Source organism: Streptomyces sp. NPDC014907 (genome assembly GCF_055562975.1).
On record NZ_JBVHEG010000017.1, the window covers coordinates 13,086 to 32,551 of the forward strand.

15 protein-coding genes and 5 pseudogenes are annotated in these 19,466 nt (G+C 73.0%); 9 read left to right on the top strand and 11 right to left on the bottom strand.

The genetic code is table 11. The features are described from left to right. The first annotated feature begins 46 nt into the window (after nt 1-46). The 5 genes from ACZ3IL_RS28065 (at nt 47) to ACZ3IL_RS28085 (ending at nt 3,978) form a co-directional block, all read left to right on the top strand. A complete protein-coding gene (locus ACZ3IL_RS28065) occupies nt 47-1,606 on the top strand; it encodes an MFS transporter (RefSeq protein ID WP_467394786.1) in 1,560 nt (519 codons plus the stop codon). Then, the gene (locus ACZ3IL_RS28070; protein ID WP_467394788.1) at nt 1,596-2,252 is read left to right on the top strand and encodes a CatB-related O-acetyltransferase; all 657 of its coding nucleotides are present in this window, start codon (nt 1,596-1,598) and stop codon (nt 2,250-2,252) included. Before ACZ3IL_RS28065 ends, ACZ3IL_RS28070 begins: the two co-directional genes overlap by 11 nt. 5 nt (nt 2,253-2,257) lie before the next feature. Further along, nucleotides 2,258-3,157 carry a Vgb family protein gene (locus ACZ3IL_RS28075; protein WP_467394876.1) on the top strand — a complete coding sequence of 300 codons (900 nt, stop codon included), beginning with the start codon at nt 2,258-2,260 and terminating at the stop codon, nt 3,155-3,157. A gap of 67 nt (nt 3,158-3,224) precedes the next feature. Continuing rightward, nucleotides 3,225-3,572, top strand: a complete 348-nt coding sequence (locus ACZ3IL_RS28080) for a YciI family protein (RefSeq protein ID WP_467394790.1) — start codon at nt 3,225-3,227, stop codon at nt 3,570-3,572. Between the two features lie 109 nt (nt 3,573-3,681). Continuing rightward, a complete protein-coding gene (locus ACZ3IL_RS28085) occupies nt 3,682-3,978 on the top strand; it encodes a hypothetical protein (RefSeq protein WP_467394792.1) in 297 nt (98 codons plus the stop codon). 273 nt (nt 3,979-4,251) lie between these two features. Here ACZ3IL_RS28085 and ACZ3IL_RS28090 read toward each other — a convergent pair whose 3' ends face one another. Next, a complete protein-coding gene (locus ACZ3IL_RS28090) occupies nt 4,252-4,977 on the bottom strand; it encodes a dienelactone hydrolase family protein (RefSeq protein ID WP_467394794.1) in 726 nt (241 codons plus the stop codon). 787 nt (nt 4,978-5,764) lie between these two features. Beyond that, the gene (locus tag ACZ3IL_RS28095; RefSeq protein ID WP_467394796.1) at nt 5,765-5,902 is read right to left on the bottom strand and encodes a hypothetical protein; all 138 of its coding nucleotides are present in this window, start codon (nt 5,900-5,902) and stop codon (nt 5,765-5,767) included. A 904-nt stretch (nt 5,903-6,806) separates the two neighbouring features. Between ACZ3IL_RS28095 and ACZ3IL_RS28100 the strand changes: the two genes are divergently transcribed. Beyond that, nucleotides 6,807-7,289, top strand: a complete 483-nt coding sequence (locus ACZ3IL_RS28100; protein ID WP_467394798.1) for an HIT family protein — start codon at nt 6,807-6,809, stop codon at nt 7,287-7,289. Between the two features lie 341 nt (nt 7,290-7,630). Continuing rightward, nucleotides 7,631-8,290 (top strand): annotated as a pseudogene (locus ACZ3IL_RS28105) (ATP-binding protein); the annotation flags it as partial. A 687-nt stretch (nt 8,291-8,977) separates the two neighbouring features. Here ACZ3IL_RS28105 and ACZ3IL_RS28110 read toward each other — a convergent pair. Beyond that, the gene (locus tag ACZ3IL_RS28110; protein ID WP_467394800.1) at nt 8,978-10,798 is read right to left on the bottom strand and encodes an ABC transporter permease subunit; all 1,821 of its coding nucleotides are present in this window, start codon (nt 10,796-10,798) and stop codon (nt 8,978-8,980) included. A gap of 5 nt (nt 10,799-10,803) precedes the next feature. Continuing rightward, nucleotides 10,804-12,330, bottom strand: a complete 1,527-nt coding sequence (locus ACZ3IL_RS28115) for an ABC transporter substrate-binding protein (protein ID WP_467394802.1) — start codon at nt 12,328-12,330, stop codon at nt 10,804-10,806. 219 nt (nt 12,331-12,549) lie between these two features. On the opposite strand from ACZ3IL_RS28115, the gene ACZ3IL_RS28120 reads away from it, so the two are divergent. Beyond that, nucleotides 12,550-13,788, top strand: a complete 1,239-nt coding sequence (locus ACZ3IL_RS28120; RefSeq protein ID WP_467394804.1) for an MFS transporter — start codon at nt 12,550-12,552, stop codon at nt 13,786-13,788. Between the two features lie 225 nt (nt 13,789-14,013). Here the strand turns inward: ACZ3IL_RS28120 and ACZ3IL_RS28125 are convergent. The 6 genes and pseudogenes from ACZ3IL_RS28125 to ACZ3IL_RS28150 all read right to left on the bottom strand — a co-directional run. Beyond that, nucleotides 14,014-14,259, bottom strand: a pseudogene (locus tag ACZ3IL_RS28125) (hypothetical protein); the annotation flags it as partial. 49 nt (nt 14,260-14,308) lie between these two features. After that, a complete protein-coding gene (locus ACZ3IL_RS28130) occupies nt 14,309-15,142 on the bottom strand; it encodes a transposase family protein (RefSeq protein ID WP_467394806.1) in 834 nt (277 codons plus the stop codon). A gap of 71 nt (nt 15,143-15,213) precedes the next feature. Beyond that, nucleotides 15,214-15,669 carry a hypothetical protein gene (locus ACZ3IL_RS28135; RefSeq protein ID WP_467394808.1) on the bottom strand — a complete coding sequence of 152 codons (456 nt, stop codon included), beginning with the start codon at nt 15,667-15,669 and terminating at the stop codon, nt 15,214-15,216. 73 nt (nt 15,670-15,742) lie between these two features. Then, complete coding sequence (locus tag ACZ3IL_RS28140; protein WP_467394810.1) at nt 15,743-16,228, bottom strand: WapI family immunity protein; 486 nt, start codon at nt 16,226-16,228, stop codon at nt 15,743-15,745. A 408-nt stretch (nt 16,229-16,636) separates the two neighbouring features. After that, nucleotides 16,637-17,293, bottom strand: a complete 657-nt coding sequence (locus ACZ3IL_RS28145; RefSeq protein WP_467394812.1) for a hypothetical protein — start codon at nt 17,291-17,293, stop codon at nt 16,637-16,639. 255 nt (nt 17,294-17,548) lie between these two features. Continuing rightward, nucleotides 17,549-18,003: pseudogene (locus ACZ3IL_RS28150) on the bottom strand (transposase); the annotation flags it as partial. Nucleotides 18,004-18,239: 236 nt separating this feature from the next. Here ACZ3IL_RS28150 and ACZ3IL_RS28155 point away from each other — a divergent pair. Continuing rightward, nucleotides 18,240-19,072, top strand: a pseudogene (locus ACZ3IL_RS28155) (transposase). A 4-nt stretch (nt 19,073-19,076) separates the two neighbouring features. Here the strand turns inward: ACZ3IL_RS28155 and ACZ3IL_RS28160 are convergent. Next, nucleotides 19,077-19,433 (bottom strand): annotated as a pseudogene (locus tag ACZ3IL_RS28160) (transposase); the annotation flags it as partial. Between the last annotated feature and the right edge of the window lie 33 nt (nt 19,434-19,466).

Here is a 19,466-nt window from a genome sequence, read left to right on the forward strand (position 1 = left end):
CACGACCGGCCGGGTGCGACCGGCGAACGAAGAAAGGGGGTCCCCCATGACGGCACCGCGTACGGCCTCGGGCGGTCGACCGAACCGGGCCGCGCTGCTCGCGCTGACCTGCCTCGGCCAGTTCATGGTCCTGCTCGACAACACGATCGTCGGAGCGGCGCTGCCCGACATGCAGCGGCGGTTGCACACCCAGTTGACCGGCCTGCAGTGGATCGTCGACGCGTACGTCCTGCTGGTCGCCATGCTGCTGCTGTCCGGCGGCATCTTCGCCGACCGGTTCGGCCGCAAACGGGTGTACCTGACCGGCGTCGCGGTGTTCACCGCCGCCTCCGTGCTGTGCGGCCTCGCGCCCTCGCTCGGCTGGCTGGTCGCCGGCCGGGTCCTGCAGGGCATCGGGGCCGCGGCGCTGAGCCCCGCCTCACTGGCCCTGCTCACCGCGGCCCACCCCGCGCCACGGGAACGCGTCAGGGCGATCGGGCTGTGGGCCGGACTCAGCGGAATCGGCCTGGCCGCGGGCCCGGCGGTCGGCGGCGTGCTGGCGGACGCCTTCGGCTGGCCCGCGATCTTCCTGGTCAACCTGCCCATCGGCGCGGTGCTCCTGCTGGTCGGCCCGCGCCACCTCGACGAGTCCCGCAATCCGAACGCCCCCGCGATCGACACCCCGGGCACGGTCCTGTCCGTCCTCGGCGTGGGCGCGCTCGCCTACGGACTGATCGAAGGCGGCGTCCGCGGCTGGACGTCGCCGGTGATCCTGGGAAGCTTCGCCGCCGCGGCGATGCTCCTCGCCGCCTTCGTCGCCGTCGAGACGCGCCGCTCCGCGCCGATGCTGCCGCTGCGGCTGTTCCGGCAGCGGTCGTTCACCGTGTCCAACACGGCCATGGGCGTGGTGGGATTCGCGCTCATGGGCTCGTCGTTCTTCTTCTCCCAGTTCTTCGTGTACGTCCAGGGCACCTCGATCCTGCGCGCCGGTCTGCAGACCCTGCCGCTGTCCCTCGCCATGGTGGTCGTCAGCCCGTACGCGGGCCGGCTCGCCGCCCGGTACGGCTTCCGCGTCGTGGTCACCACCGGCCTGGCCCTGGCCGGTCCGGGTCTGCTGGCGCTCGGCACGGTGCACGCCGACACCGGTTACGGAAACGTGTGGTGGCGGCTGGGAGTCGTCGGCGTCGGCTTCGGCCTGACCCTGTCCCCGCTGACGGGAGCCGCCGTCCAAGCGGTCGGCCCGCAGGAGGGCGGCCTCGCCTCCGGCATCAGCAGCACCACCCGGCAGATCGGCGCGGTGTTCGGCGTGGCGGTGCTCGGAGCCGTCGTCCGGGCCCGCCAGTCCGGCGGCGCCTCCCTCGAGACCGGCCTCGGCGGCGCCTTCCTCGCGGCCGGCGCCCTCACCTCGGCCGCCGCCGTGTTCACCGGCCTGTGGATGGCGAGGGCCGAACCCGCGGAGCCGGAAGGCCCCGTGACCCGGCGGCGCCCCACCGGTCCCGGCCCCGACGCGGCCACCGCCCCGGACGAGGCGTGCACCGGCGACCCGGGCCGGACCGGAGCCGTCCCCGGCCCGTTTGCACCGCGGTCCGCCCACACCCCTCCCGAGGAGAACCGTCTTGTCACCTGATCCGACCGTCCTTCACCCCCTGCCCGCGCACGACCGGGTGGTGTTCCTCAAGCCCCTGATCACCTCGCCGAACATCGACGTGGGCGAGTACACGTACTACGACGATCCGGACGGCGCCACGGAGTTCGAGCGCCGCAACGTCCTCTACGCCTACGGCCCCGAGCGCCTGGTCATCGGCAGGTACGGTGCGCTCGCCACGGGAACCCGTTTCCTGATGGCCGGCGCCGGGCATCCGACGATGGGGGTGTCCACCTACCCGTTCACCATGTTCGGCGGCCGGTGGGCCGAAGAGACCCTGGACATCGTCACCGCCATGCCCGGCCGGGGCGACACGGTCGTCGGCAACGACGTCTGGTTCGGCTACGGGACGACCGTCATGCCCGGCGTCCGCATCGGCGACGGCGCGATCGTCGCGGCCGGAGCGGTGGTCACCGCCGACGTCCCGCCGTACACGATCGTCGGCGGCAACCCGGCCCGACCGATCCGGCGGCGCTACGACGACGCCGACATCGAACGGCTGCGCCGCGCCGCCTGGTGGGACTGGCCCGCCGACCTCGTCACCGCACACGCCCGCACCATCATGGCCGGCACCCCGGCCGACATCGAACGCATCGCCGTCGCACACGCCCTGGAGAAGCCCCTGTGACCCGAGTGACCCGAGTGACCGTCGAAGAGCATCCGGTGGCCGACAGCGCGGCCGGACCCTACGCCCTCACCACGGGACCGGACGGAGCCCTGTGGTTCACCCTCGTCCACAGCGGCCGCATCGGCCGCCTCGTCCCCGGCGAGGAGCCGACGAGCCACCGCCTCGCCCCCGACAGCGGGCCGACCGTCATCACCCCCGGCCCCGACGGAGCGCTGTGGTTCACCGAATACAAGGCGGACCGGATCGGGCGGATCACCACCGACGGCGTGATCACCGAATTCGACCTGCCCACGCCCGGCTGCGGGCCGTTCGGCATCGCGACGGGGCCCGACGGAGCGCTGTGGTTCACCCAGACCGCCGCCGACCGCATCGGCCGCGTCACCGTCGACGGCCGGGTCACCGAGTTCCCGCTCCCCGTCACCGGCGCGTTCCCCTCCGCGATCGCCGCCGGCGACGACGGCGGAATGTGGTTCACCCTCAACCGGGCCAACGCCGTCGGGCGGATCGGCATGGACGGCGCCGTCGCCCTCCATCCCCTGCCCACGGAGGCGGCGGCGCCGGTCGGGATCGCGGCAGGCCGCGACGGCGGGATGTGGTTCGTCGAGATCGCCGCCGGCCAGATCGGACGGATCACCCCCGACGGGCGGATCACCGAGTTCCCGCTGCCCGACCGCACCGCCCGGCCGCACGCCGTCACCGTCGACGGACAGGGCACCGCATGGTTCACCGAATGGGGAGGCAACCGCGTCGGCACCCTCACCCCCGACGGTGCCCTCACCGTCCACGACCTGCCCACCCCCGGCTCCGAACCGCACGGCATCGCCGTCGGCCCCGACGGCGCCGTGTGGACCGCGCTGGAGATCGGCGCGCTCGCCCGCCTCGCCCCGGCGGACGGCACCACCTGAGCAGACCGTTCCCCCCTTCCCGCCTCGTCGGAGTGGTCGCCCGCACGGCGGCCGGAAAGGAAGTCCCATGAAATACGCCCTCGTGATCTTCGAGACGGACGAATCACGCCGCCGGATCCAGGCCGACCGGGCCGCCTACCGCAAGGAGTACGAAGGCTGGATCGGCGGCCTCGCCGCGGCCGGGAAACTGGTCGGCGGCGAGGCCCTGGAGACCGGGCACGTCCTTCCCGCGACCGTGCGCCGGACGGCCGACGGGGCATCGACCGTGACCGACGGACCCGCCCACCCCGGCCAGGAGACCCTCGGCGGCTGGTTCGTCGTCGAGGTCGCCGACCGCGCCGAAGCCCTCGAACTGGCCAGGAGCCTGCCCACCCCGGAGACCGTCGAGGTCCGCCCGATCCTCGAATCCGCCTGAACGGCACGGCTCCGAGGCGACGGGCCGGACCGGACCGGATTGGACCGGACTGTCGGCTCGGCGCCGGCACCGGACCGGACTGTCGGTGGCGGCTGGGAGGCTTGCCGGTATGAACGGTGACGAGCAGCTGCTGCGCGGCCGGGTCTACGGCCACGACCACGACGACCCCGACCCGGGCCCCAGACCGGGCCGGACCTACGCCGAACTCGTCGGGGGCCCGCTGGACGGCCTCCTGCTGGACCTCCACGGCCGACGGGCCGAGGAGGCCGGCGACGGCGTCGCCCTGCCCACCGAACTCTCCCGCTGGCCCGGCGGCCGCGCGCTGTACGACCCGCGCCCCGGCGAGCCGCGCGGGACGGGGCCGGGCATCGTCTGCCGCTTGTACCACAGCGGAGACGTTCCCTGAGGCCCGTCGGCGCGGGCGCGGGGGAGCCCGGCGCCGGGCTCCCCGGCCGTCGGCGGTCCGGGAGCGCCGTCTTCTGCCCGCCGTCGTGCGGACAGGACCTCCGGCCCGCACGGCGGCCCGGCCGAGGGGTCGCACCGACAGGAGTTGCCACTGGGTCGCGGTGGTCGCCGTCCGCGCCCTGCCGCCCGCTGACCGCGTCAAGGACGAGCCCACCGGAGCCGGCGACGGTCGGCGGGCCTGGCCCACGGCCCGGGACCGCGGCTGCCGACGGGATCACTCCGTTGCGGTCAGGCACTCGGCGAGCAGGTCGACGACGTCCTGCCAGGCCCGCTGCGCGTGCCGCGGGTGGTAGCCGACGCCGGGGACCGCGGGGTGGTCGACCGGCGGATGGTGGAAGGCGTGCAGGGCGCCGCCGTAGACCGTGAGGCGCCAGTCGACGCCCGCGGCCTGCATTTCGGCGGTGAACGCGTCCCGTCGCGCGGGCGGCATGATCGGGTCTTCCGATCCGACCCCGGCCCACACCGGGCAGCGAATGCGCGCCGCCTCACCCGGCCGGCCCGTGGTCAGCCCGTTGACCGTCCCGATCGCACGCAGGTCGACGCCGTCGCGCCCGAGTTCCAGCCCCACGGCACCCCCGGTGCCGTAACCGACGGCGGCGATCCGGCCGGGGTCGGTCCGTGGCTCGGCGCGCAACACGTCGAGCGCCGCGTGACCGATGTCCCGCATCCGGTCCGGGTCGGCGAGCAGCGGCATGCAGCGGGCCAGCATCTCCTCGGGGTCGCCCAGATAGCGTCCGCCGTGGAGGTCGAAGGCCAGCGCCACGTATCCCAGTTCGGCGAGGGCGTCGGCCCGGCGGCGCTCGACGTCGCTGAGCCCCATGCCCTCCGGTCCGAGCAGCACCGCGGGCCGGCGATCGACCCCGGCCGGAAGCGCGAGGTGCCCGATCATCGTCAGGCCGTCGGCCGGGTACTCGACCGTGCGCGTCGTAACCGTCGTCATGCGACCGGACTGTAGTGACCGTGGAGTCCGGCCGGGCCGCTGTTCCGCCGCCGACAGAACGGCGCGGGCGTTCCTCGGGAACGCGGCGACGGCTCATGAACCGTCACGAACCGCGTTCCCAGGGCAGCGGTTTCGGACCACCTGCCCGGGCCACGGTGCCGGAGGTGGCCCCACGAGCGCGAGAACGACGGCGTGGTGTCCGCCCCCTTGACGAAGTCGGCACCTCGTGCGCCCCTTCGGGTTCGGCAACAGGACCATGCCCCAGGTCCGCCCCGCGCGTGCGGTCCGGGACTATGAGCGCTATGCAGGGCACCGCGTTCGGGAAGGCGCCTGCGGCACGATCGGCACGACGTACTCGTTCCGGCAGCGCCACCGCCACACCGCTCCACGGCCTTCCCGCGGTTGCGCGTCGTCCTGGCGGGCGAGGCGGAGCACCTGCCCGGCGATCGCCTCCGGGTGCTCACCGACGGCGTGAAGGGCATCGCCGTCGTGGCCTGGGTGAACACCCTGCCCCGGACTCCGGCGGGGGGAGCTCCGGTACGGGATCGGCGTCGGCGCCCCGCGCTGGCGTCGCCGCGACCCCGCCGACCGCCGCCGGCACGTACGGCAGGGCCAGGAACGGGCGGTCTCCTCCGCCCGGACCCGTCCGGACTCGGTCACCCGAACCGGCTCTTCCCCGAGAGGTCCCGCGCCCGGGCGGCACACGGCACGCGGCCCGAAGGGCGAGGGCAGGGGCCGCGCGGCCGACCGGGCGGAAGCCCGACGTTCCCCTCGGACGGTCCGCGGCTCAGTCACGGTTGACCGGTTCCGGCGCACCGGTCTGCGACGGTTCTGCGGACCGGGAGAAGAGGAAGTGCTCCAGGGCGTCCATGCCGAACAGCATGAACACGATCAGCACCGGCAGGAGCAGGACAACCATGGCCATGACGTCCCCCGAATCGGAGTGTTGATCATGGAATCGCGTGGACCGGACCTTCCGCTCCAGACTGCTCCGGAAGAGGGAATCCCGGCCACCGGGGACGGCGTTCCTTGGGCCGTTCGGGTGGACCGCGACGCTGGGCGCCCAAGGCCGCGCACGGTACGCGCCGCGTCCTCGTACGCAGGGGTTTCGGTGCCGGCCGCGAATCTCCACACGTACAGCCCACGTGCGGCACGCATGCTGCCCGGAGGTCGCCGGGCACGTACAGGCACGGTGGTGTGTTCCGGAGAAGCGTTTCGAGCGAGGCTTGCTTGCTTTGGCCGGGAGAAGGCGGAGAGCTGCACCGGGGAAGCCCGAACCGTTCCCGCAGGGGTGCACGCGGCAGGGAACCGGAGGGGTGACCGCGGGAGGGGGCCGGAGGGGTGACCGCGGGAGGGGGCCGGAGGGGTGACCGCGGGAGGGGGCCGGAGGGGTGACCGCGGGAGGGGGCCGGGCGAAGCGGGCATCGTTCGTTTCCGCGGGCCGGACCCGTCAGGCACGCCGGCCTCGCGCTGTACGACCCGCGCCCCGGCGAGCCGCGCGAGCCCGGCCGGGTATCGCCTGCCGTTCCTACCGCAGCGGCCACCCCTGACCGGTGTCACGCCGGCCGGGAAGACGACGATCGGTCGCTCTGGAGCAGCCGGGGCCCATGCCGAACCGCACCGGCCCGTGCCGATATGGCGTGTGCGGGTCGGGCCCGGTACCCGGGAGCCCTCCGGGACGCAGTACCGCTGGACCGTCCCCTCCTGCCCTCCCCGCACGGCACTCCAGCACCCGCCCGCCGATACGCCGCGTCTCGTTGCCTGTTGCCCGTACTCGGGGCAACGGGCAACCCCTTCCGGGGCCTTCACCGGGCCGGGAGGCTGGAGGCATGCAGACCGCATTCCTGGACGGGGCCGGCCCCGTCACCGCCGCAACCACTCGCCTGGTCGACGCCCGTCACGACGGCGCCTCCGCCCCCGCCCCCGTCAACCTCGTCGAGCGCTGCGCCTTCTGCGCCATCGCCGCCGGGCGGGCCCCGGCGGACGTCGTCCGGGAGTGGCCGGACGCGCTCGCGGTCCGTCCGCGCGGCGGCGGGGTGAACGCGGGGCACGTCTTCGTCCTGCCCCGGGTTCACGTCGAGGACGCGGGCACCGACCCGGAGGTGACCGCCGCGGTGATGCGCCGGGCCGCCGGGCTGATGGCCGAACACGGCGCCGCGAACCTGATCACGAGCAAAGGGCAGGCGGCGACGCAGAGCGTCTTCCACCTCCACGTCCACGTGGTGCCCCGCCAGTCCGGCGACGGCCTGCCCCTGCCCTGGACCCCGCAGCACACCGCCCGCGCCGCCGCGCAGAACGGAACCACCGCATGAACACCAGCGCCCTCACTCTCGCCATGGCCCGCGAACCGCTCCCCGCGAGCGGTCCGTCGGTCTTCCTCACCGGGCCCACCCTCCACAAGCGGACACCGGCCCGCCCCGGCGGCCCGAGGCCGTCCGGCTTCTGGCCGAGCACCCCCCGGGCTTCACCACCAAAATCGAGTTCGGACTCGACGGCCCCAGCGGCCGCGCCGTCCTCGGAGCCCCGGCCGACTGCCCCCGCCCGGAGCGCAACCGGTACCTGATCCACGTGGCCCGCCGCTTCGGCGTCCCGGTGCGCACCACCCTGGCCACCGCCCCCGCTCTGATGGCGGCCGAAGGCGCCCCGGCCCTGCGCCGAGCTGTTGATGGCCGAGTGCGACGACCGGGCCCGGCACCGTTCCGAACGGCGGGCCGAGGCGGCCGGGTTCCCCCGGGAGAAGGCGTTGCGGTCCTTCGGCTTCGACGCCAACCCGGACATCGAGCCGGCCACCCTCCACACCCTCGCCGGCTGTGAGCGGATCAAGAAGAGCCGGCCGCTCTGCCCGATCGGCGACTCCGGCACCGGGAAGTCCCACATGCTCATCGCGCTGGGCACCGAGGCAGCGATGAAGGGCTACCGTGCTCGCTGCACCCTCGCCACCAAACTCGTGAACGAGCTGGTCGAGGCCGCCGACGAGAAGCAGCTGAACAAGACCATCGCCCGCTACGGCCGCGTCGACCTGCTCTGCATCGACGAGCTCGGGTGCTTCTGCATCGACGAACTCGGCTACATGGAACTCGACCGCCACGGCGCCGAACTCCTCTTCCAGGTCCTGCCCGAACGCGAGGAGGAGAACAGCGTCGCGATCGCCTCCAACGAGTCGTTCGGCGGCTGGACGAAGACGTTCACAGGCCCCCGCCTCTGCGCGGCAACCGGCGACCGCCTCACCCTCAACGGCACCGTCATCGAGACGGACACCGACTCCTGCCGCCTCGCCGGCACCCGAGCCGAGGAACCCGCCGAGGCCGGCTGATCTCTGCCGGTCGAACCCTGCCGGTCGGCCGACCGGCCCCGGTCTCGACGTTCTTCAGGATGCCGTTTTATCCGACTCGGAAGACCTACGGTCATGGGCACGTCGCAGAAGGCGCCTCGCCAGCAACACCACCCAGGCCACCAGCATCAGCGTCGCGGCGCCCCTCACCCAGGGCGCGGTGCCACTACTGGCCGCCGTCCACCCGAAGAACAGGATGCTCAAACACATCCAAGCCGGGCCGTCAGGGAAATCGCCCCTCGGGTCTCGTGACATCCCAGCCCCCTCCTGCCCAATTCCGCGGCCTGTTCGCCACGGCAGCAGGATAGGGCAGCGGATCGAGCGGTCTCCGTTCGCGACCGGGCACCTCTGTCGGCCACCACGCGCTCCGGCAGTGACGTCATTCCTCGTGAACACCCACGATCCCCAAGATCGCCAACTGCTGCTCGAACCGGCAGACAAACGCTGCTGCTTGAAGTGAACGAAGCCACCCGTACGCACGCCGAGGCGGCCGTTCTCGTCGTGTGACGTCACCACGACGGGCCCAGGTCTGCCGGGTGGCGCGTTGTCCGGCATGGTCGCGGACGCCGGCTGACCCATCGGCTCATGGGTGTGGGGCCGAGGCCAGTGCACGGGAGCGTTGACACCGGCGCAGCGGCCCGGAGGGTGCCGAGGGTCCGAGGCCGGCGTCTACGAGCTCTGAGGGGCCAGGTCGGCTCCGGCCGGATCGCCCGCCCCGGGGGACGTCCACCGGCGGCGGGCTTCCGGGCCGGAGGCCGAGGTCGCGACGGCGAGGACGGACAGGAGGACGAGGGCCGCGGCCGGGGCGAGCACGGTCCAGGGGGCGAGTTCGGCGTAGGGCTGGTTCTCGGAGAGCAGGCGGCCCCATTCGGGGGTGGGGGGCTGCTCGCCGAGGCCGAGGAAGCCGAGTGAGGCCAGGACGAGGACGGTGGTGGGCAGCCGCAGCAGCGCGTTGCGCAGCAGGGGACGGGTGAGCGCGGGGAGCAGGTGGCGGCGGAGGAGGTGGAGCCTGCCCGCGCCGAGGGAGAGGGTGGCGGCGATGTGGCCGCTCGCCCGTTCCTGCTCGTACAGGGCGGCGCTCTGGGCCGCGTACGGGGTCCATCCGACGGCGCAGACGGCGCAGGCGGCCCCCCAGACCGAAGGGCCGGCGGCCGCCGTCACGAGGAGTCCCGCGAGGACGGCGGGGACCGTCGAGACCACCTCGGTCAGCCCCGCGCTCAGACGCGGGAGGAAGCCCAGGAACAGACCGGTCAGGGCACTGACCAGGGTCACGGCGAGGGCCACTCCCACGGTCCGCAGCGCGCCGTGGCCGAGCCGGGCGAGCAGGTCGCGGCCCAGGGAGTCGGTGCCCAGCGGATGGGCGGGGCCCGGCGGGAGCAGTCGCGCCGCCGTGTCGACGTGCGACGGGTCGCGCAGCAGACCCGCCACCACGAGCGCGACGAGGACCAGGGCGCATCCCGCGGCGAGGAGGTTCCGGACGCGTCCGGTGGCCGGCTCGGGCGGCGGGGGCAGAGCGGGCAGGGCTCCGTCGCGCAGCGGGCGCCCGAGGAGGGCCCGGCGCAGCGCCTGAACGAGGAGACCGGCGGCGGTGCCGAGCAGCACGAGCGTGAGGGTCGCCGTCTGGAGCGGCGGCAGGTCCTGTGCGAGGGCGGCGTCGAGGGCGAGCCGGCCGAGCCCGGGAACGTTGAAGATCTGCTCCACCGCGACCGCGCCGCCCACCAGGGCGACGACGGTCGGCAGCAGTTGGGGCAGGACGCCGGGCAGGGCCCGGCGCAGGGCGTGCCGGGCGACGTGCCCGGGCGGGAAGCCGACGGCGTGCCAGGTCCTGGCCCAGGGTTCGCGGAAGGCGGCCGGCAGCGCCTGGTCGAGCAGCCCGCCGATCATCGCGCCGGACGGGATGCCGAGGGCGAGCGCGGGCAGGACCATCGACGCCGGGCCCTCCCACCCGCCCGACGGGAACCAGCCCAGCCACACCCCGCCGGCCAGGGCGAGCAGGGAGGCGAGGAGGAACTTGGGCAGCGCGGCCAGCACGGCCGCCACCGTGCCCGGCCGTTCCGCGTGGAGCTTTCGCCGGGCCCCGAGACGCAGGGTGCGGGCACAGATCCCGGCGGAGACCAGGACGGTGACGAGGAGCGCGCCCAGCATGAGGGTCAGTGAGACTCCGAACGCGGCGGTCACCTGCGGCAGCACGGGGTCCCCGGACACCCAGGAGGTGCCGGCATCGCCGCTCGGCAAGCCGCCGAGCCACGCGGTGAAGTGGGCGAAGGGCCCCTCGTCCAGTCCGAGCTCGTCACGTACGGCGGCGAGTTCGGCCGGCGTGGGGTCCTGGTCGGCGGAGCGGGTCCGCAGCACGGTCAGGGCGGGATCGGTCCGCGACAGCCAGGGCAGCAGGGCCACGACGGCCAGGACCGCCGTCCCGGCCGCCACCCGCCCGGCGCCCGCGCCCAGGCGTGGCCGACGGGCGGACGAGGCACTGCGCACGCTGCCCATTTCCGCTACTTGCGACGGGTGTCGAGGGTGATCAGGGCACGCTCGCGGGGGTCGAGGGTCACGCCCTCGACGCCGGCGGCGATGCCCTGGACGACCTTCTCGTGGACGAGCGGCACGACCGCGTCCGTCCGCAGGATCGTCGCCTCGGCCTCCATGACCTTCCGCTGGCGCTTCGCCATGTCGCTCTCCTCGGCGGCGGCACGGACGGCCCGGTCGACCGCCGCGTCCTTCAGGCCGGCGATATTGTAGACGCCGGTGCCGGTGAAGTCGCTGGCGAGGGAGGCGACGGCGTCACCGGTGTCGAGCAGGGTGACCCGGGAGAAGACGAGGGCGTCGTACTTCCCGGCGAGCAGGTCGGCCTCCATCTGCGTGTACTCACGGACGTCCTGCTTCACCGTGAACCCCGCCTTCTCGAGCTGCTGCTGGAGCACGCTCGCCGCCTCGGGCAGCTCGGCGCGGTTGGTGTACGTGGCCAGGCGCAGGGTCCGGCCCGTGGCCTTGGCCCGCACCTGGTCCGGCGTCGCGGCCCGAGCGCGGCCGGTCACCGCGACGCGCCGGTCGGCGGCCCAGGGGACGGCGGGCCCGAACAGGCCCCGGGCCGGGTCGGCGTAGCCGCCGAAGACGGAGCCGACGAGGGCGGAGCCGTCCACGGCCTCCCGGGCCGCCGCGCGCAGTGCGGAATCGGTGAAGAGGCCGCCGCCGGTGTTGAGGATCAGGCTGTCGGTGCGCACGGAGGGCACCTCGTGCCGGGCTCCCTCGTCCAGGAGCTTCGCCTGGGCGGTGGGGATCCACTCGGCGATGTCCACGCCGCCGGACCGCAGGGCGTTGGCGCGGGCGGTGCCGTCGGCGATCCAGGTCACGTCGATGCCGGGGGACTTCGCCCTGCCGCCCCAGTAGCCGTCGTACCGGTCGAGCGTGGCCTTGGTCTTGCCGGTGAGCCCGGTGACGCGGAACGGGCCGGTGCCGGTGCCGACCGGGGTCACGGTGCCGTCCGCCGCGTACGCCTTCGCCGACAGGATCGCGAGGGCCGGGCTGGCGAGACGGAGCGGCAGGACGGGATCGGCGCTCTTCGTGGTCAGCGTCACGGTGTCGGCGTCGACGGCGCGGGCGGTCAGATCCACGTCGCTGAGCACGCGGGGCTTGGGGGAGGCGTGACCGGCGTGGGTGAGGGCGTTGACCACGGCCTGCGCGGTGACCGGCGTGCCGTCCTGGAAGGTCGCCCGGCGCAGCTCGAAGGTCCAGCCGGTGGCGGAGTCCCGCTTCCAGGACGTGGCGAGCGCGGGGACGGCGGCGCCCTTGGCGTCCAGGGCGGTGAGGCCCTCGGCGACCGAGAGCTTGTTCAGCACGGTGGCGTCGTTGCTGTACGGGGAGAGGGCCTTGACCGGTGGCACCGCGAGGGCGACCCGCAGCCGACCCGCCGCGTCCTTCTGCCCGTCGTCGGCCCCGCCGGAGTTCTGACTCGGCGCGAAACAGCCGGTCAGCAGGGGGGTGAGGGCGAGGGCGGTGAGGAGACCGCGGGTGGTGGTGCGCATGGAGAGGTCCTGTCGGATGAGCGGGACGAAGCGCCCGGGGAGGGTGGAGCCCCGAGTGGCACCAGCCTATAAGGGTAGGCTTACCGAACTTTACTCGGGTGGGTTAACTCTCAACCATGGGGACCGCCCCACCTCCCCGGCGGCACCGCGGACAGCGGTCCGGCCACCCCCGCCAGCCCCCCGACCGACCCTCCCACAGCACCACGAAGGCATCCACGCATGACCCCGCTCGCCCGGCTCCTCGTCGCCAGCCAGTTCGCCTTCAACGTGGGCTTCTTCGCCGTCCTCCCCTATCTGGCCGACCACCTGGGCGGCACCCTCGGACTCGGCGGCGCCCTCGTGGGGTTCGTCCTCGGCCTGCGGACCTTCAGCCAACAGGGCCTGTTCGTCGTCGGCGGCGCCCTCACCGACCGGTACGGCCCGCGCCCCGTCGTCCTCGCCGGCTGCGCCCTGCGCGTCGCCGGATTCGTCTGGCTCGCCTTCGCCGCCACCGCCTGGACCGTGATCGGCGCGGTGATCACGGTCGGCTTCGCCGCCGCGCTCTTCTCGCCCGCCGTCGAGTCCGAGATCGCGCGCGAAGCACTCCGGGCCGAACGCGACGGCGGCCCCCGCCGCACGCGCACCCTCGCCCGCTTCTCCGCCGGCGGCCAGGCCGGCGCCCTCCTCGGCCCCGTCCTCGGCACGCTCCTGCTGTACGGCGGCGGCTCCGGCCACTTCCGTACCGCCTGCCTGGCCGGCGCGGGCATCTTCCTCGTCATCCTGGCCGCCCACGCCAGGCTCCTGCCGCGCCGCACCGCACGTGCGGCGGACGCGGGGCGGCGCGATCCCTGGCGGAAGGTCCTCGGCAACCGCTCCTTCCTCCTCCTCGCCCTCGCCTACTCGACCTACCTCCTCGCCTACAACCAGCTCTACCTGGCGCTCCCCGCCGAGCTCGACCGCGCGACCGGTTCCCAGGCCGCACTCGGCTGGCTCTTCGCCCTCTCCTCCGTGCTCGTGGTGTTCGGCTCCACCACGGTCGAACGGCTCACCGTGACCCGGCTCGGCCGCCCGGCCATGATCCGCGCCGGACTGCTGCTGATCACCGCGGCCTTCGCCACCACCGGAGCCCTGCGGACGCTCGACGGCCCGGCGGGGGCCATCGCCTTCACCGTGCTGCTCACCCTCGGTCAGATGCTGGTCCTGCCCGCCACCCGGGCGCTCCTCCCCGACCTCACCGGCGAGACGCGCATCGGCCTGGCCACCGGGGCGCTCTCCTCGCTCTCCGGCCTCGTCGTCCTCGCCGCGGGCGCCCCCATCGGGGCGCTGCTCGACCACGACGGCCCCGCCCCCTGGCTCCTCCTCGCGACGATTCCCCTCCTGGGACTGGCCCTCGTGCCCCGCCACCGACCGGACGGACCCGGAGCGGTGCCCGTGCCCGGCGGCGGACGGCGTCGGCGGGGAGTTCTTCACCGGGGGTGAGTGCCGCGTCCGGCCCCGGGGGCCCGGGAACCGGACGCGGAAGGGGCGGAGACCAGTGGCCGAAGGTCGGCCGCGGTGCCCCACGTTGCGGGCGAGGGTGCGGGCCCGCTCCGGCCACCAGGTGCCGGCGGGCGGATCGACGACGCCGTGCTCGGGATCGATCGTGCCGCCGGTGTTGCGGGTGCAACTGCCGGCGGACTCGCCGGGAATCTTGACCCACGGGTAGGCGTCGGCGAGCGGGATGCCGGTGTTCGCGGTCGGGCGCGGGCCGAGGCCCCCGCTCCTCGGCCGGTTCTCGAAGACCAGGGGCGCGGGCGGCTTCCTGAGCAGCCGGGCGCCGGACACGGAGGTGTGAGCCGCTGAGGGGCTCCACTCTCCACGGTGGGTTCCACTCCGTGGAGAGTGGAGCCCACCGAGTGGGTCGCCGCCAACTTGAAATCGCAGGTCGAGGTGCTGGTGTGACCGGTCCACCGGGTACTCGTACTGGTCGTGGGTGGGTGCCCACGGAGAAGATCATCCGTCAGCGGTTGACTTCGAGGTTCGTCGGGACGGGCAGAGCGCGCAGAAGTCGGGTGGCTCGGGCGGGATCAGTACGGAGTTCCGTGAGGATCCGCCAGTTCTTGAGGTGGGCGAAACCGTGCTCGACCGGCGCGCGTCCGACGGCGAGGACGCGGTTGGCTTCCTTCTCGCCCGGGGTGAGCTTGTGGGTGCGGCTGGCGGCGTGGCCGGTGACGATCACGGGGTCGAGGATGTCGTTGTCCGGGCCGCGGAAGCCGAGGTCGGCCGGCGCCCCGAGGCCGGCAGCGCGCAGGTGGGCCAGGATGTGGTCGTGGCGGGCGGCGGTGTTGTCGTGGGTGCGGCCGGGCCGGGCGGCGGATGTCCAGATCAGGCGGCCGTTCTCGTCGGTCAGGGCGAGGAAGTGCAGGCCATGGCTGCGGTGCTTTCCGGAATGGTTTCGCCGGTCAGCCTTGCCGGTGCGGCGCTGGGTGCGAATGAGGGTGCCGTCGATCAGGACCACCTCCCCACCCTGCTTCGCGACCTTCCGCAGGGCGCGGTCCAGGCGCGGCGCCTGGGCGGCGAGCAGCCCGATCAGCTCGTCCCGCCAGCGGCGGACCGTCGACTCGGACACGTCGCTGCCGCCGGCGATGTCGACCAGGCGCTGGTCGTGCCGCAGTACGGCCAGGACGATCACCGCGATCCTCCCGGGCGGCAGCATCCGCCACCTGGACCGGATCGCCTTCGGACGACGCCGCAGCAGGTCGGCGAGGTGGTTGACAGTGCGCGTGGACAGCGGCGGACGGCACTGATGGACAAGCGGGCAGGTGTGCTCGGCGCGCTCTTTGGTATTCGTCACACAATTCCAACGGCCGCCGGGGCAACCGGGTCACGTCCGTGCCGAGCCGCTCCGAGTGGCGGTGTTGCTGGTTACGGGCGGGTGGTGAACCGGCCGTCGGGCAGTTTCCGCAGCCGGCCGCGATCGACAAGTCCGACCAGCTTGCCGCGCAGCGGTTCCAGCTTGGCCTTCACGCTGACGTCCACCCCCACCATCTCGCCGACCTCGCGGGCCATGGCCGGTCCGGCGGCCTGCCGCACGGCGGCGAGGATGCGCTGGTAGTCCCACGGCAGCACGTCCTCCTCCACGCCCGATTCACGGCGCGGAATCAGCATCACCGCCCGGCCGCCCACCTGCCCGGGCACCGGACCGGCGGAGGCGCGTTCCTCGGCGAGCCGCCCGGTCATCCGTTCAAGCAGGCGCTCGGCGACTGCGAGTTCGTCCCGCTCGGCCCGTACTTCCGCCGGCTGTTTGGCCAGCTGCTCTTCGAGTTCGTCCAGTTCCGCGCGCCGCGCGGTGATCCGTTCCAGCAGTTCGGGATCCAGCATGCACGGGATCGTAGAGGGGCACCCGACCCCACCAGGTAGGAATCGGTTGTCCGGGGAGTGTCGGGCGGCTGGATCAGCGGGACGGGAGGGAAGCCAGCGAGAGGTCCCACTCGTCAGCCGCGTGCAGCAGCGTTGCGGTGTCCAACCTGACCTCTACGACGTACTGGTAGATGTCGGCCCCGTCATCGCCCCGTTGCCACGGAGGTGCCGCCTCCAGAGACAGGTGAACGCGGATCACCGCAGTCCCGCTCTCGATTCGATGGGCGAGGCTGAATGCCACGACCGGCTCGATGAACCACGTGTCCGGCGACAGCTCGCCTTCGGCATCAGGTTCGGTGACGTCCACCGTCCCTGCGGCCACCGCGCGCAGCCACGCGGACACCTGGCGGGCCTCGTCGGTGAGCAGACACGGATCGGCAAAGGACCACTTTCCCTCAAGGGTCACCACCGTGCCCTCGATGACCAGCCAGTTGTCGTCGTACGAGTCGCCCCGAACGGTGGCGAACTGATAGCGCACTGGGCGGAGGCCGACACTGCTGGAGAGATCGTTCAGGAGCACTGGGCCAGAATGTCATGCGCTGGCCGGCAACGGACTGCGCCCCAGCCCGGGTGCACGGGCCGGAGCGCCGCCCCTGACTCCGTTTCGGAGACAATCCCGACCTCTGTCGGACGATCTTCTCGATGGGCTCCCGCCCACGACCAGCACGAGCACTCCGAGGACCGACCTCACCAGCCCTTTGACCTGCGAATTCAGGTTGGTGGCAGCTCACTGATGCCCCCCGAGACTCAGAGCCGCTGTGGCCGTCACCGACCCGCACCCGGGGACAGCGCCGCACGCGAAGCGAGTTCAGCCAGGGAAGTGGGCTCCCCCGAGCATGACGGCCGTACAGCGCCGGAAGGGTCGTGTGTGCGGCGCGGACGGCCGGTCGACGAACAGGTCACGGGCCTCGGGTCGGTACGGGGCTGGTCAGTGCTGCGTCCTCCCGGCCGTGAACGGGCCGGTCGCGGGGGCCACGCACTTGTCCACGACGGGCTCCTCGCCCCCCACCGAACCCTCCAGGCAGAGCCGTCCGCCGTTCTCGCGCAGGTCGAGGAAGAACTGCGTGGTCGCACCGGACTGCTTGAGGTCGTGGATGCGCTCGTCGGGGTAGCCGAGGCCGTTCAGGGCCGCCCTGACCTTGGCCGGGGTGGGGTCCGTCAACTCTTGGACGGCCATGTGGATGCGCTGCTCGTGATGGTTGCTCGCGCACCAGTCGTGCGCGTTCAGCTCCACCTCCGGACCCGCCGTGGGCATCACCGGCTCGACCGTGCCGGCCGGAGCCTCCTCGCCAGGAGGAGCCGGCTGCGGGTTCGGCGGCCCCTCCTGGGGGGTTCCCGGAGCCGGGCAGGTCTGTGCGATGTACTTCTGTATCTCGGCGAGGGCCGGGGAGGACAGGCTTCCCATGGGCTTCGCGGGCGCGGGCGCCGCGGCCACCGCGGTCGAGGCCGACTCGCCGTTGCCGGTGGCCTTCGCTGTGCCGCAGGCGCCGAGTACCAGCACCGCAAGGACCGTCAGGGGCAGGGTGAGCCGCGGCCGGCGCGAGGAGCGGGCGGACGTGCTGGCGGAGCCGTGGGTTCGGGTCATGCGCCCAGTCTCCGATCATGCCGGGCCCGGAGCGTGAGTACACATACTCACCTGGCCAGGGGGCAGTTGCTCAACCCCGGTCCGCCTCCGTGTCCCCCGTCCGTTGACGGAGGACAGTGAGCGTGACACCGGTTGTCACGCCTCTCCCCGGGAAGTGCCACGACGCCTCAGAACATGCCCCCGTATGCCTGTTTTGCATGGCCCGTAGGTGTCCTTTGCCATCGTTCCTTGACCAATTGCCGCTAACTGATCATTTCAGAATGAGGTTCGTAGGCGTCGCAAGCAGATGACGCTGAAGGCGAGTGGGAGCAGGCCGAGGTGGAGGTCGGCGCGTATCCCGTAGCGGATGCGCAGGCGTTTGAACTGGTGGAGCCGGGCGAAGGCCCGCTCGACGACCCAGCGGGTCCTGCCCGGTCCGGAGCCGTGCGGGACGCCGCGTCGGGCGATCTCGGGTGTGACGCCAGGGGCCCGCAGGACACGCCGGTACGTGTCGTGGTCGTGGCCGCGGTCGGCGAACAGCCGGCCCGGCCGGTGTCTCGGTCTCCCGCGGAGTCCTCGGATGTGGGGGATCGCGTACAGCAGTGGTGTCAGCTGGGTGACGTCGTGCCTGTTTCCGCCGGTCAGAGTCACAGCAAGGGGAGTGCCGTGCCGGTCGGGATCAGGTGGTGCTTGCTGTCCGGCCGGGCGCGGTCGACAGGCGAAGGTCCGGTGTGAGCCCTGTTGCCTTCTTCGTGGCCTCGCAATGAGGCTCCCGGCCTTCGGCCCCGGTATGACTCGAGCCCCAGTCGATGATGATCGAAAAGGTGGCGTCGTCGGTGCCGGAGGCATTGGCAGACCGCTTATCAGAGGCACGAGCGCCCCCTGGACAGTCTCTTCGCAACGTGGATGCCGGCACGCTGATGCCATGGGTGGGGCCGGGGAGAGCACGGGCAGGGAAGACACGGGAATGCCGGACAAGACCGTCATCGACGTCCACCTCGGTCTGGACGTGGGCAAAGGCGAACACCACGCCACCGCCGTCAGCCGGGCCGGGAAGAAGGTGTTCGACAAGCCGCTGCCCAACAGCGAACCGAAGCCGCGGGAGCTGTTCGACAAGCTCCGGGCCGAGCACGACACGGTGCTTGTCGTCGTCGACAGCCGGCCTCCATCGGGGCTCTGTCCCTGGCCGTCGCCCGGGGCACAGGCTGTCAGACCGCATATCTGCCGGGGCTGACCATGCGGCGGATCGCCGACCTCCACTTCGCCGCCCTCGACGAACAGACCGTCACCGTCCCGGGAACCGATGCCGCCGCGCTGATCGTCCCCAGCCCGGCGAACTCGCTCCAGGCAGTGCTCGACCAGCGCAAAATCCTCGCCGCGAGGATCGAAGAACTCCTGGAGGCCCACCCTCTTTCCCAGGTCCTGATCCCGATGCCGGGCATCGGGATCAGGACCGCCGCCCGCATCCTCATCGACGTCGGCGACGGCAGTGGCTTCGCCACCGCCGGTCACCTCGCCGCCTACGCCGGCCTGGCACCCGTGACCCGCAGCTGCGGCTCGTCCGTCCGCGGCGAACACCCGTCCCGGCGAGGTGACAAACAGCTCAAGAGGGCCTTCTGCCTCGCCGCGTTCGCCTCGTTGTCCCAGCCCGAGTCACGCGCCTATTACGACCGCAAACGACGCGAGGGGAAACACCACATCGCGGTCCTCGTCACCCCGGCCCGACGCCGCGTCGACGTCCTCTTCGCCATGCTCCGCGACGGCACCTCCTACCAACCGCCCACGCCGATCACAGCTTGACGAAAACCATAGAGGCACCTTTCAACGCCCGGACATGCGATCCGTCCACGGAGCATCCGTCCAGGACCAGCAGGCCGGCGCGACGAAGCCCGGTCAACAGGGCGGTGTGCAGGCACGGCCGGACGCCGGTCTCGGTCCAGTCCCGCAGTCGGCGCCAGGCCGTCACCCCGGAACGACCCACCGCCTCCGCGGGGACGTCACGCCACGCGACACCGGTCCGCAGCACGTACATGACGCCGGCGAGCGCCACTCGATCGGGAACACGCAGCCGCCCCGGGTGGCGATGGCGCCGTTCGGGCGCGGGCGGCGCCAGCGGGGCCGACCGCTCCCACAGCTCGTCAGGAACAAGGTCAGCACGCACGCCGGACACCCTGCCGACCAAGATCGTCAAGCG